Annotated in this window: 11 protein-coding genes; 6 read left to right on the plus strand and 5 right to left on the minus strand. The window is 62.9% G+C overall.

Annotated features, from left to right (window positions below; genetic code table 11):
- The first annotated feature begins 65 nt into the window (after positions 1 to 65).
- The 3 genes from pnuC to HX839_RS29065 all read left to right on the plus strand — a co-directional run bounded on the left by pnuC (position 66) and on the right by HX839_RS29065 (position 2,806).
- The gene (pnuC, locus tag HX839_RS29055; RefSeq protein WP_003215352.1) at positions 66 to 629 is read left to right on the plus strand and encodes a nicotinamide riboside transporter PnuC; all 564 of its coding nucleotides are present in this window, start codon (positions 66 to 68) and stop codon (positions 627 to 629) included.
- The gene (locus HX839_RS29060) at positions 626 to 1,147 is read left to right on the plus strand and encodes an AAA family ATPase (protein ID WP_177009475.1); all 522 of its coding nucleotides are present in this window, start codon (positions 626 to 628) and stop codon (positions 1,145 to 1,147) included. The genes pnuC and HX839_RS29060 overlap by 4 nt, the downstream gene beginning before the upstream one ends.
- Positions 1,148 to 1,288: 141 nt before the next feature.
- Positions 1,289 to 2,806: an FAD-dependent oxidoreductase gene (locus tag HX839_RS29065; RefSeq protein WP_177068076.1), complete on the plus strand. Its 1,518-nt coding sequence runs from the start codon at positions 1,289 to 1,291 to the stop codon at positions 2,804 to 2,806.
- On the opposite strand, the gene ggt is transcribed toward HX839_RS29065, so the two are convergent.
- Positions 2,803 to 4,527 carry a gamma-glutamyltransferase gene (gene ggt, locus HX839_RS29070; protein WP_003215346.1) on the minus strand — a complete coding sequence of 575 codons (1,725 nt, stop codon included), beginning with the start codon at positions 4,525 to 4,527 and terminating at the stop codon, positions 2,803 to 2,805. The genes HX839_RS29065 and ggt overlap by 4 nt on opposite strands.
- Positions 4,528 to 4,678: 151 nt before the next feature.
- On the opposite strand from ggt, the gene HX839_RS29075 reads away from it, so the two are divergent.
- Positions 4,679 to 5,335, plus strand: coding sequence for a TetR/AcrR family transcriptional regulator (locus HX839_RS29075; RefSeq protein ID WP_003215344.1), 657 nt, complete (start codon positions 4,679 to 4,681; stop codon positions 5,333 to 5,335).
- Between the two features lie 121 nt (positions 5,336 to 5,456).
- Here the strand turns inward: HX839_RS29075 and HX839_RS29080 are convergent, their stop codons facing one another.
- From HX839_RS29080 to HX839_RS29095, 4 genes are all read right to left on the minus strand, one after another.
- Positions 5,457 to 8,993, minus strand: a complete 3,537-nt coding sequence (locus HX839_RS29080; protein ID WP_177068077.1) for a molybdopterin cofactor-binding domain-containing protein — start codon at positions 8,991 to 8,993, stop codon at positions 5,457 to 5,459.
- A gap of 16 nt (positions 8,994 to 9,009) precedes the next feature.
- A complete protein-coding gene (locus HX839_RS29085) occupies positions 9,010 to 9,486 on the minus strand; it encodes a (2Fe-2S)-binding protein (protein ID WP_087692683.1) in 477 nt (158 codons plus the stop codon).
- Positions 9,487 to 9,742: 256 nt separating this feature from the next.
- Positions 9,743 to 10,177, minus strand: coding sequence for a MarR family winged helix-turn-helix transcriptional regulator (locus tag HX839_RS29090; protein WP_003215338.1), 435 nt, complete (start codon positions 10,175 to 10,177; stop codon positions 9,743 to 9,745).
- 189 nt (positions 10,178 to 10,366) lie between these two features.
- The gene (locus tag HX839_RS29095; RefSeq protein ID WP_102369162.1) at positions 10,367 to 11,419 is read right to left on the minus strand and encodes a 2,5-dihydroxypyridine 5,6-dioxygenase; all 1,053 of its coding nucleotides are present in this window, start codon (positions 11,417 to 11,419) and stop codon (positions 10,367 to 10,369) included.
- A gap of 308 nt (positions 11,420 to 11,727) precedes the next feature.
- On the opposite strand from HX839_RS29095, the gene HX839_RS29100 reads away from it, so the two are divergent.
- Both HX839_RS29100 and HX839_RS29105 read left to right on the plus strand, forming a co-directional pair.
- Entirely contained in the window at positions 11,728 to 12,861 is a 1,134-nt protein-coding gene (locus HX839_RS29100; RefSeq protein WP_003215332.1) for an FAD-dependent monooxygenase, read from the plus strand.
- Positions 12,858 to 13,667, plus strand: coding sequence for an alpha/beta fold hydrolase (locus HX839_RS29105; protein WP_177068078.1), 810 nt, complete (start codon positions 12,858 to 12,860; stop codon positions 13,665 to 13,667). The genes HX839_RS29100 and HX839_RS29105 overlap by 4 nt, the downstream gene beginning before the upstream one ends.
- Positions 13,668 to 13,673: the final 6 nt, after the last annotated feature.

Consider the following 13,673-nt stretch of genomic DNA (forward strand, 5'->3'; position numbering starts at 1 on the left):
CGTCGCACCGCCGCTCCCACATTGGTTACAATCAGCGCCCTCTTCGACTCCCCCAAGGAACCGCCATGTCCGGGCTTGAACTGTTTGCCGCCGCCCTGGGGGTGATCGCTGTCTGGTTGACGGTTAAACAGAACCCGTGGTGCTGGCCCATCGGCCTGGTGATGGTGCTGCTGTACACCTGGATCTTCTTCGATGTGAAGCTCTACTCCGACATGCTCCTGCAAGTGATCTACGCCGCCCTGCAACTCTACGGCTGGTGGCAGTGGACCCGCGCCGGTGAGGTCAAGCAAGGCCGGCAAGTCACCAGCCTGGGCCTGCAACCGATCCTGCAAGGCCTGGCTGTGGGTGCTGTGGGCAGCCTGTTGCTGGGCGCAGCCATGGCCCACTGGACCGACGCCGCCCAACCCTGGCTGGACGCGGCCCTGACCGGCTTCAGCCTGGTGGCGCAGATGTGGATGGCGCAAAAACGCGTGCAGTGCTGGCCGTTGTGGATCACCGTGGATGTGATCTTCGTCGGGCTGTTCCTCTACAAAGGCCTGTACCTCACCGCCGCGCTCTACGCCTTGTTCACCGTGATCGCCGTGCAGGGCTGGCGTGAATGGCGCGCCGACCCGGCGTTGCACGCATGAAGGTGGTGGTACTGGCCGGCCCGGAATCCAGCGGTAAAAGCTGGCTGGCCGCCCAGTTGCAGGCACATTTTGGCGGGGTAATGGTGGGCGAATACGTGCGTTATTTCATCGACCACCACCAGCGCGATACCACCCTGGCGGATATCCCGGAGATCGCCCGGGGCCAGTTGGCCTGGGAAGATGCCGCCCGCGCCGCGCAGCCGGCGTTGCTGATCCTCGACACCAACCTGCTGACCAACAAGCTGTGGAGCCAGACCCTGTTTGGCGACTACCCGGCGTGGCTCGACAGCGAACTGCTCGCCCGCCACTACGACCTGCACCTGCTGCTGTCGCCGGAAGACGTGGAGTGGACCGCCGATGGCCAGCGCTGCCAGCCGGAGTTTGCCGATCGCCTGGCGTTTTTTCAGGCCAGTCGTGACTGGCTGGAGCAACATCATCTACCGCTACGGGTCATCCGTGGGGATTGGCAAGCACGCCAGGACCAGGCCTTTTCAGCTGTGGAACAACTGCTGGATTGACCGGCGGGGACGGTTTTCATGCACCGCTCGTTAGGCACGACCCACTTTCAACGCTCTGGCGCGCAGGGCTGAAGACCGGTTATCGGGTCAACGCAGTCCTCTACCCGGGGCACAGGTCAATCCTTAAAAGGAGATTGGCCTATGAACATGCGCATCGTTGCCCGCTTGATCAACTTGCCCGAAGACCGTGGCGTTCGTGTTGAAACCGCCGCCCATCACATCCTGCTGGTGCGTTCGGGTAGCGAGGTTCGTGCCTATCAGGCGGATTGCCCCCACGCCGGGGCGCCCCTGGAGCAAGGCGTGGTCTGTAACGGGAGGATCATTTGCCCGTGGCACAAGGCGGCCTTCCGGGTGGATGACGGCCAGGTCTGCGAGCCGCCCGCGCTGGTGCAGCTCAAGCAGTACCCGGTGCAGATTCACGACGGCGTGGTCAGTGTGGGCGACGAGGCACTGCCCTCGCCCGTTGCCCCGCACACCAACGATTCGCGCTGCTTTATCGTGATTGGCGCCGGTGCAGCCGGTTCGGCGGCCGTGGCCACGCTGCGCCGCAAGGGTTTCAGCGGCCGGTTGTTGTGGATCGACCAGGAACAGGACCCCGCCTACGACCGCACCGCCCTGAGCAAATTCGTCATCTGCGGCGAGATGCCGCCGCAGGAAACACCGCCCTTGCTGGACGAGGCCACCTGCCACGCGTCGCGGATCCACGGCGAAGTGCGCCACCTCGACCCTCAAGACAAGCGCCTCGAGCTTGCGGACGGTCGCCACTTCGACTACGACGCCGCACTGCTGGCCACCGGCGGCGAAGCCAGGCCGCTGGATGTTCCGGGCACCGTACTCAACAACGTGTTCGTGTTGCGCTCCCGGGACGATGCGGCGCGTATCGTCAAGGCGGCTCAACCGGGCACATGTGCAGTGATCATCGGCGACAGTTTTATCGGCCTGGAAGCCGCGTCCGCCTTACGCAAGCGCGGGTTGACGGTGCAGGTGGTGGGCCGTCACGAGATTCCGCTGGCGGCTCAACTGGGCAAGCGCATCGGTGCCTCACTGCGCCAATTGCATGAAGCCAACGGCGTGATATTCCACACCGCCAGCGAGCCTGCACGCCTGGAAGGCCACATGGACGTGACGACGGTGGTGCTGAAAAACGGCCACAGATTGGCCGCAGACCTGGTACTGATAGGCGTCGGCGTCACGCCTGCCACGGGGTTTGTCGAGGGGCTGGAAAAAGCCGAGGACCAGTCGCTGAAAGCCGATGCCGGTTTGTCTGTCGCGCCCGGACTATGGGCGGCGGGCGATATGGTGACCTTTCCATGGAACGGCCAACCCGTGCGCATCGAACACTGGCGTGTGGCGCAGCAACTCGGGGTGCTGGCGGCGCGCAATATGCTGGGCGCACAACAGGTGTTTGCCGATGTGCCGTTCTTCTGGACGTATCACTTCGGCAAGACCTTTGAACTGCTGGGCCACCCCCGCCACTGGAATCAGCTCCACGTGGAAGGCGACCTGCAGCGCCACGACTTCATCGCCCTGCTCTGCCAGGGCGACGAAGTGGAAGCGGTAGTTGCCTGTGAACATCAGCGGGCCATGGCGCTGCTCTCGCAACGCCTGAAGCACCCGCTGAAGAAGGCCGAGGTGCTGGAGCTGATCCGCGGGCTTTAGTAGCCCAGTGACAACCCGGTATTGCGCCGAGGGTCGTTAGCCCCATAGAAACGGTTATTGCCGACCGGCTTGCCGTCCAGGGACGGCGCGCCTACCAGGATCGCCGCCAGGTGGTTAGCGTCCTGCGGGCCGGCAAACTTGTGGCCCCAGCCTTCGAGGATTTTCTGGGTGTCGGGGCTCAGGGCAAAGCGTTCGATATTGGTCGCCTCAGGCAGCCATTGCTGGTGGAAACGCGGGGCGTCCACGGCTTCCTGGATGTTCATCTTGTAGTCGATCACGTTGAGGATGGTCAGCAACGTGGCCGTGATGATACGGCTGCCACCCGGCGTACCCACCACCATCACCGCCTTGCCATCCTTGGTGACGATGGTCGGGCTCATGGACGACAGCGGCGTCTTGCCCGGAGCAATGGCGTTGGCTTCGCCCTGCACCAGGCCGTACATGTTCGGCACGCCGATCTTGGAGGTGAAGTCGTCCATTTCGTCGTTGAGGATCACCCCGGTCTTGCTCGCCATCACGCCCGCGCCGAACCAGTCGTTGAGGGTGTAGGTCACCGAGACCGCGTTGCCCCACTTGTCGACGATGGAGTAGTGGGTGGTGTTATTGCCTTCGTGGGGCGAAACGCCCGGCTTGATGTCCTGGGAGATCCCGGCTTTCTGCGGGTCGATGGCAGCGCGCAGTTTGGCGGCGTAATCCTTGTCCAGCAGGTGCTCGACCGGGTTCTGCACGAAGTCCGGGTCGCCGAGGTAGCTGTTGCGGTCGACGTACGCGTGGCGCATGGCTTCGATCTGGTAGTGCAGGCCCTGGGCCGAGTGATAGCCGAGGTCGGCCATCGGGTAGCCTTCGAGGATGTTCATGATTTCGCAGATGACCACCCCGCCCGAGCTCGGTGGTGGTGCGGACACCACGTGGTAGCCACGGTAGTCACACTCGATGGGCGCCAGTTCGCGGGTCTTGTATTTGTCCAGGTCGGCTTGGGTGATGATGCCTTTGCCCGATTGGCTGGAATCCACAATCGCCTTGGCTACCCAGCCTTTGTAGAAGCCATCGGTGCCCTTGGCGGAGATTTCCCGCAGGGTTTTCGCCAGGTCTTTCTGCACCAGCTTCTGGCCCACCAGCATCGGCTCGCCGCCGTGCAGGAAGATGCCGCGCAGGTCTTTGTCTTTCTTGAATTCGTCAGTAGCGGTGTGCAGCAGGTCGACATCGCCCTGCTCCAGGGCAAAACCGTCTTCGGCCAGCTTGATCGCCGGGGCGATGACCTGGGCGCGCTTGAGGGTGCCGTATTTGCTCAGCGCCAGTTCCATGCCCGACACAGTGCCGGGAACGCCGACCGCCAGGTGGCCCTTGGAGCTGAGGTCCGGGACCACGTTGCCGTCCTTGTCCAGGTACATGTCGGCGGTCGCGGCCAGCGGGGCTTTTTCGCGGAAGTCGAGGAAGGTCTTGCGGCCGTCGGCCAGTTGCACGGTCATGAACCCACCGCCGCCCAGGTTGCCGGCCGCCGGGTACACCACGGCCAGGGCGTAGCCCACCGCCACCGCCGCATCCACGGCGTTGCCGCCGGCCTTGAGCACATCCACGCCCACATGGGTCGCCAGATGCTGGGCGGTGACCACCATGCCATTTTCGCCAGCCACCGGGGCCTGGGAGGCCGCCTGCACGCCGCTGACAGTCAGCACCAGCGCGGTGGCAATCAAAGTTCGGGTAAACGGTTGGTATTTCATCCCTGGCTACTCTTTATTAGAAGAACTCGAAAGTAATACTTTTCCGATCCAAGCCCCAGCGTTATGCCGCGTTTGTGACAGAGCCTGTCGGTAACGGAATAATGCCCATGCTATATTCCGGGCCTTTACGCCGCGCAGCAGAGGCTTTTCGATGGTGATCAAGAAGACCGGTATCCGCGCCCAGCAAGCCGACCAGACCCGCGCGCGGATTCTCCAGGCGGCGGTCAAGGTCTTCACCCGCGACGGCTATTCCGGCGGGCGTGTGGAAAGCATTTCCCGCGAGGCCGACTCCAACGACCGCATGTTGTATTACTACTTCGGCAGCAAGGAGCACCTGTTTGTGTGTGTGCTGGAGCACACCTATGAACAGTTCAACAAGGCCGAAAGCAAGCTCAAGCTCGACCTGACTGCACCGGTGCAAGCGTTGCAGGCGCTGGTGGGGTTTATCTGGAATTACTACGTCAAGCATCCCGAGTTTGTGGCGATCCTGAGCATCGAGAACCTGCACCAGGGCAAGCATGCGAAGCAGTCGGGTGAACTGCGGCGGTTGTCCGGGGAGGCAGTTGGGGTGTTGCGGCCGATCATTGAAGCGGGCCAGGCCCAGGGGCTGTTTCGTGAAGATGTGGACATCAAGCATGTGTACTTGATGATTGCTTCGTTGTGCTACTTCTATAACTCCAACCAGCACACGCTGAGTTCGTTTTTGGGGGAGGATTTGGCGGATAAGACCCAGCAGCGGGATTGGCTGGGGTTTATCAGTGATCTGGTGTTGCGCGGGGTATGCGTGACACCGCCCATCCAACGGTAGAACCTGGATCTAAATGTGGGAGCGGGCTTGCTCGCGAATGCGGTGTATCAGTCAATATATTTGGCGACTGACGAACCGCTTTCGCGAGCAAGCCCGCTCCCACATTTTTTGACCGTGTGAATCAATGGGTACCGGGATTGGCTCGCAGGTGTGCCACGGTTTGCTCCAGGCCTTCCCACTGCGGTGCATGGGGTGCGAAGCGCCCGCGCAGGTAGGCGGCCAACTCCGCCACTTGGGTGTTCGACAAACTGTCCTTGAACGCCGGCATGTAACCCAGATCCTTGGTCGCCGGAGTGCTGATCCCTTGCAAAATCACCTTGATCAGGTTGTCCGGTTGATCGCTGTGCACATTGGTATTGGTCGCCAGTGATGGGCTGACGCCGAACAGCTTCGGGCCCTGCCCGTCGGCATGGCAGGCCTTGCATGAACCTTCGAATACCCGTCGCCCATTGGCATTGGGCACCGTCGCAGCTGCCACCACCTGCGCTTCGGCGGCGCCGCTGTCGTTCAGCGAAGCCAGGTATACCGCCATCGCGCGGATGTCGGTCTTGGGCAGTTTCGCCAGTTCAGTCACGACCGGTCCCATCGGCCCCGTTGCCACGCCATGGGCATCGGAATAACCAGTGCTCAGGTAGCTGAACAATTGGTCTTCGGTCCACGGCGTCGGCGCCTTGGACAAGCCATTCAAGGCCGGCGCTTCCCAACCGTCCACCCTGCCGCCCGCGAGGAACGCCTTGCCGCCCTTCTCCGCCCCCATCAGGTTGCGCGGCGAATGGCACGCCGCGCAGTGCCCCAAACCGTTGACCAGGTAAGCGCCACGATTCCATTGCTCGCTGCGCTGGGGCTGCACGCTGATTTCCCCACGGCGCAGGAACAGCGCATTCCAGCCGGCCATCAACGGCCGGATATTGAACGGAAACTTCATCGCATTCGGCACCGGTGCCTGGCTCACCGGTGCCTGGGACATCAGGTAGGCATACAGCGCCTGCATGTCGGCATCGTTGATATTGCGAAACGCCGTATAGGGAAACGCCGGGTACAGGTTGCGCCCGTCGCGGCCAATGCCGTCGCGCATCGCCCGCTCGAACGCCGGGTAGGACCAGTTGCCAATCCCGGTTTTCTCATCCGGGGTGATGTTGCTGCTGTAAAGGGTGCCGAACGGCGTATGCATCGCCAGCCCGCCGGCATTGGGGGCACCGCCCGGTGCCGTGTGGCACACCGCGCAATCCCCCACGGCGGCCAGCAAGCGCCCGCGCTCCAGCGTGGCCTTGGACCAGGTGCCTGCACTGGGCGGCGCAATCGGGGCAATTTCGCTGTGAAACGGCCACGCGGTAGCAGCCATGCCCAGCACCGCGCCAAAGGCGGCGAACAATGAGCCGAACAACCATTTGCGGCGCTTTTCCGGGGACTTCGCCGGCTCGCCCAGGGTGCCTGCATTCAGCGCCGCCAATACCCGCTCGGGGGTAATCGGCAGCTCGCGAAAACGGATGCCGGTGGCGTCATAGATCGCATTGGCAATCGCCGCCGCGCTGGGCACCGAGGCCGACTCACCGGCGCCCATCGGGGGCTGGTCCTGGCGCGGCATCATCAGTACGTCGATCTGCGGCACTTCCGGGAAGGTCAGGATCGGATAACCGCCCCACTCCTTGCTCGCCACGGTCGACTCTTCAAAGGTCACGCGTTCCTTGAGCACACGGCTGGTGGACTGGATCACATTGCCGTGGATCTGATGCTGCACCCCTGCGGGGTTGATCATCATCCCCGAGTCATGCCCGATCACCACCCGCGTCACCGAGACATCGCCGGTCTGCTTGTCGATGGCCACGTCCGCGACCCACGCCGCCCACGCCGCACCGAAGCCGGGGAACTTGCTGTGGATGTAACGCGCGTAGGCAAAGCCCCGACCACGCAGCAGGTGGTCCTCATTCGCGGTTTGCATCGGCGCGGTACGCGGTGCCCAGTTGGCGCGTTCGGCGGTGGATTTCACCAGGTCGATGGCGCGCTCGTCCTTCAGGTAACGCAGGCGGTACTCCACCGGGTCGACCCCGGCGGCAAACGCCAGTTCGTCGATATAGGATTCATGGGCGAAGGTGTTGGGCAACGCCGACACACCGCGCATCCACGAGGCGCGAACGATCGGCGCCATGTCGTTGATGGTGACGCGCATGTTCGCGATGTCGTAGGGCGGGATCGAGGTGCGGTCGCCCATCTCGAACATCGCCGCCACCGGCTCGACCCGGCCGGTCAACAGCAGCGCCAGGGTGGGCGCGCCGTTGGACGGGTAGCTGGTTTCAAAGTCATAGGCGGCGATGCTGCCGTCGGCGTTCAGGCCGCCGTCGACATCCATCAATTGCGCGGTGCCCTTGGGCTCCCACAGGTGCTCCTGTTCGCGGGTCAGTTGCACCCGCACCGGCTTGCCCACCGCACGCGACAGCAGCAAGGCGTCGGCGCATACATCATCGGCGCAGTTACGGCCGTAGCAGCCGGCGGCCTCCATGCGAATCACGTCGATGGACGCTTCCGGGCATTCCAGCAACCAGGCCAGGTCGGCCCGCAGCAGGTGCGGGTTCTGGCTGCCCGACCAGACGCGGCTGCCACCGGGCTGATAATCCGCCACGCCACAGGACGGGCCGATGGAGCCGTGCATCTGGTATGGCCACAGGTAGGTGCGCGGCATGCGCTGGCTGGCGGCGGCCAGGGCTGCGTCGACGTTGCCCTGGTCGAGCACGGTGCGGCGTACCCGCGGGTTGTCGCGGATTGCCTGCTCCACATCGCTCATGTCCGGCAGTGGGTGGTTCCAGGGTTTCCAGTGCACCTGCAGTTCCTGGGCGGCCTTGATTGCCTGCTCTTCGCGCAAGGCCACCACGCCGACAAAATCACGGATCACCACCACCGCAACAATGCCCGGGATATGGGCGATGGAAGACTCGTCGACCTTCAGCAGGCTGTTGCCGACAAAGTCACCGCAATCCAGGCCCGCATACGGTGGGCGGATCACCCGACCGTGGAGCATGTCCGGCACGCGCATGTCGTGCACGTACGTCAGTTCGCCGGTGGCCTTGCCCGGGATATCCACCCGGGCTGCGCCCTTGCCCACCAGGCGGTAATCGGCGGTGGCCTTGAGCGGTGCATCGCCGCTGATGCGCAGTTGGTCATGCTCGCCCGTCACCAGTTCGCCATAAGTGATGGTGCGCCCGTCTTCGCCGCGGATAACGCCTGCGTCGACCTTGAGACTTTGAGCATTTACGGACCAGCGTTGCGCCGCCCGCGCCAGCAGGAAACGCCGGGCTTCGGCGGCGGCATTGCGCAGCGGAATCGCGGAGATCTGCAAGGTTGCGCTGGCAATGGTCGCGCCCTGGTTCGGCGCACGCTCGGTGTCGCCCAGCACCATGCGCACCTGGTCCATGGTCAGGTCCAGTTCTTCAGCGACGATCTGCGCCAGGGAGGTGCGAATGCCGGTGCCCAGGTCCACGTGCCCGTTGAAGGCGTACACCAGCCCATCATCGTTCACTGCGATAAACAGCCCCAGCTCCTTGGGCTTGACCGTCGGTGTGCCGCCTTTGGCCACCGGCCCCGAAGGTGGCAGCACATCGTCGACGATCAGCAGGACGCCGGCCTTGGCCAGCCATTGGTCGCGGGAAGGGATTGCGTCAGTCATGGTCATCGATCCACGTTCAAGGCATTTGGCGGGCGGCACGCAGCACCGCGCGGAGGATTTCGATATGGGTGCCACAGCGGCAGAGGTTGCCCGACAGTTCGCTGCGCACCTCGGCTTCGCTGGGGTTGGGATTGCGGTCGAGCAAGGCCTTGGCGGTCATGATCATGCCGTTGAGGCAGTAGCCGCACTGGGCGGCCTGTTCATCGATGAAGGCCTGCTGCACCGGGTGCGGGGTCTGGCGGGTGCCGAGGCCTTCGAGGGTGACGATGTTGCGGCCCACGGCACCCGACAGGGGGAAGACGCAGGAGCGTGCAGCCACGCCGTCGATGATCACCGTGCAGGCGCCGCACTCCCCCAGGCCGCAGCCGTATTTGGGGCCGTTGAGTTGCAGGTCATTGCGCAGGATCAACAACAGCGGGGTGTCGGCCATTGCGCTGACTTCGCTGGTGTGGCCGTTGACCTCAAGCGTTACCGTGATGTTCTGGCTGGTCATTCGCTTCGCCCGTTGGATTTGGTGAAGTGTCCACTACATCAAACAGTCAAAAAAAAGCGTCGCGTACCTGGGGTCTCGCGACACACTTGACGGGTGAAGTGGTTACTACATCAACGTAGAGCAAAAACGGTGCCAGAAGATGGATGAATAGCTGTGGCGAGGGAGCTTGCTCCCGCTGGGTTGCGAAGCGACCCCAAAAGATGGGCCTGCTGCGCAGTCCGGCGGGAGCAAGCTTCCTCACCACAGGGGATCGGGGTCAGGTTTGGGGGTCTTCGATCATTTTGCGTAGCAGGAAGAGTACGGCGACGCGTTCGGCGGGGTTGAGGTTGCTCAGGGTCAGTTCGGTGATGGTGGCGGCGCAGGGCACGGTTTGCTGCACCAGGGCGGCGCCGGAGTCGGATAGGTTGACCACGACTTTGCGTTTGTCCTGCGGGTCGGGTTCGAGGGTGATCAGTTCGCGGGCCTTGAGGCGTTCGACGATGCCACGGATGGTCGCCTGGTCGACGGCGGTGGCCTTGACCAGTTCGGTGAGCGAACTTGCACCGTGATCGCGCAGGGCGCACAGGGTGACGAACTGCACGGCGGTGAGCTGGGAGTCGCCGACGTTCTGCTGGAAGATCGCCAGGTGACGCTGGTAGGCCTTGCGCAGCAGGTGGCCGACTTGCTCGGAGAAAACGTAGGAATCAGGCACGGCGGGCTCGGGAAGGCGGTGGTCGATGGGGTGGCATGATGGCGGGGTTGTGGAAATGACTCAAGGATCTCATTGCCGGAACGCGGTTGAAATGTGGGAGCGGGCTTGCTCGCGAATGCGGTGTGTCAGGTGGCGCATGTGTGACTGACGTACCGCATTCGCGAGCAAGCCCGCTCCCACATTGGATGTTTAGTGGGCCAGGGAGGCCTTGGGGGCTACGACGTCGCCGGCGATGACTACGGCCTCATCATCGAGGTAGACGTCGCAATTGCGCAGCGGGATGTCCATGTGGCACGGCGTCTTGCGGGTGCCGCCGACTTCGGTGTTCGGGCCGGTGGAGAACAGGAAGTTGCCGTAGAACGCGCGGGCGTCCATGCACATGCCGTCGTTCTTGTCGTGCAGGCCCATGGCCGTCCATTGCGCCCGTGGCTGCAGGCCCCAGCCGATGTGGGAGATGCCATATACCTCGGGGTCGTCGAAGTATTTCATGTAGTCGCGCAGGTATTCGGCCTCGAAACCACCGTGGATTCTGGTGATGAAGCCCTTCTCGATCTCCAGGGTGATTTTCTCCCGGGTGTAGGTCTTGAACGGCAGCAGGATGTCGCCGATATCCAGCACCAGCACGCCCTCTGCAGTTTCCTCATTGGGCCAGGAGAACAGGAAGCCGCTCGGCCAGTGGTCCCAGCGTCCCGGTTCGTCGGCAAAGCCGTATTCGGTGACGGACGGGTATTGCCCCAGCGCCGCCCGGAAATCACTGCCGGCGCGGGATTTGACGTGGATCGAGCGGGCTTTTTTCAGCAGTTCTTCAGCGGCCAGCACGCGCACTTTGTCCTCTTCGGTCGGCAGCATGCGCGCCAGCACTTCCGGGGGTTCAACCGCCAGCAGGATGCGCGTGCCGGTCTTGAGGATCTGTTCCTGCTCCGGCGAGTGCAACAGCATCATGGTGTCGACGATCAGGTCTGCCGCTTCCAGCGCCCGCTGCGCCGCGATATTGCCGGTCAGGGCAGTGTCGCCACAGTAGGCCGTCATGTCATTGCCCATCGCCCGGGGATGGTTGAACGACGGCAACTCCACCGCATACACCTTGGCCCCCAGGCGCTGCGCAGCGTCCATCGCGGCGCGCACGGTGCGCGGGTCGGAGTAATGGCTCTTGAGCACGGCGACGCTCTGGGTCGGGTCGACCTTCGAGAGCTTCAACACATGCTCAAACATCTGGGTCAGTTCGCAATCACTTACCGGCATTTCCTGTCTCCTCAGCTGCTGCACCAAGATCTTGCAGGGCGCTTCACTCTAGTGCGTTTTTATAGCGTATACGCCAATTAATCACGATAAGAACTGATTTCATCATGGACTGCAAGCACCACGCCAAAACGTTACGAATCCACACAAGCCCAGTTATATATGGAGATAACCGGTTACAAGGGATCGATATGGCCAAAAAAACAATTTTTCAGGCGTGGGCTTTTCATTTGAAAAAATGAGCGTATACACTTTAAAAACCTTGCGGACAGACGCCGCCGGCCATTATTCGAAAAAGAGGACCACGCCCCATGGGAAGCACACAAAAAATCGCAATCGTCGGCGCCGGCCTTGGCGGTGCCGCCGCTGCCACCCTGCTGCAACAGGCAGGGTTCGACGTGGACATCTACGAGCAGGCGCCGGAGTTTTCCCGCCTGGGTGCCGGGATCCACATGGGCCCCAACATCATGAAAATCTTCCGCCGCATGGGCATCGAAAAACAGCTGGACCTGATGGGGTCGCACCCCGAGCACTGGTTCAGCCGCGATGGTGAAACCGGCGACTACCTGTCACGCATTCCCCTGACTGGCTACGGCGCGTCCTACATCACCGTGCATCGCGGCGATCTGCACGCGCTGCAGATGTCCACTCTCAAGCCCGGCACCCTGCACTTCAACAAGCGCCTGGAAACCCTTGAAGAAACCGATACCCAGGTGCGCCTGACTTTCGCCGACGGCGAGGTAACCTACGCCGACATCGTGATCGGTGCCGACGGCATCAACTCGCGCATTCGTGAAGAGCTGCTGGGTGCCGAAAAACCGTTGTACAGCGGCTGGGTCGCGCACCGTGCGCTGATCCGTGGCGACCAGTTGGCCAAGTACGACCTGAAGTTCGAAGACTGCATCAAGTGGTGGACCGAGGACCGGCACATGATGGTCTACTACACCACCGGCAAGCGCGACGAGTACTACTACGTCACCGGCGTGCCGCACCCGGAATGGGACTTCCAGGGCGCCTTCGTCGACAGCAGCCGGGAGGAGATGTTCGACGCCTTCAAGGGCTACCACCCGACCGTCCAGGCCCTGATCGAATCCACCGAAAGCGTGACCAAATGGCCGTTGCGCAACCGCAACCCGCTGCCGTTGTGGAGCCGTGGTCGCCTGGTATTGCTGGGCGATGCCTGCCACCCGATGAAACCCCATATGGCTCAGGGCGCCGGCATGGCCATCGAAGACGCCGCGATGCTGACGCGCTGCCTGCAGGAAACAGGGATCGGCGACTACCGCACCGCGTTCGAGCTGTATGAAGCGAACCGCAAGGAACGCGCGTCCCGGGTGCAGGCCGTGTCCAACGCCAACACCTGGCTGCGCACCCAGGAAGATCCGGACTGGGTCTACGGCTATGACCTCTACGCCCAGCAACTGAAATCGGGGGTGGCGGCGTGAGCAGCTTTCTCTATGGCGGCAACGTCCAGGCCAACGGTATCCGCCAGCATTACCTGCGTTACGGCGGCAAGGGCCCGGCACTGATCCTGATTCCCGGCATCACCAGCCCGGCGATTACCTGGGGTTTTGTCGCCGAACGCCTGGGTTTGCACTTCGACACCTACGTGCTGGACGTGCGCGGTCGCGGCCTGTCGTCCACCGGACCGGAGCTGGACTACAGCGCCGACACCTGCGCCGATGACATTGGCGCGTTTGCCGACGCCCTGAAGCTCGACAGTTATCACCTGGTCGGCCATTCCATGGGCGCGCGGTTTGCCGTACGCAGTGCGGTGCGCCATCCACAAAGTGTCAACCGCGTGGTGTTGATCGACCCGCCGATGTCCGGCCCGGGTCGCCGCGAATACCCAAGCAAACTGCCGTGGTACGTCGATTCGATTCGTCAATCCCAGGTCGGCATGGATGCAGAGGCGATGCGCGCCTTCTGCGCCACCTGGACCGAGGAACAACTGCAACTGCGCGCCGAATGGCTGCACACCTGCTACGAGCCGGCGATCGTGCGTGCGTTCAATGACTTCCATACCGTCGATTTCCATCAGGACCTGCCGCACCTGGAGGCTCCTGCCCTGCTGATTGTTGCCGGACGCGGCGGTGTAATTCAGGCCGAAGATGTCGCGGAAGTCCGACAGTTACAGCCGACCCTACAGGTCGCCCATGTGCCAAATGCAGGACACATGATCCCCTGGGACGACCTTGAAGGCTTTTTCGCTGCCTTCGGCGACTTCCTCGGCCAGCCCCTGACTGCATAACGGAGA

It is taken from the genome of Pseudomonas sp. I8001 (assembly GCF_013385345.1).
Lineage (GTDB): Bacteria > Pseudomonadota > Gammaproteobacteria > Pseudomonadales > Pseudomonadaceae > Aquipseudomonas.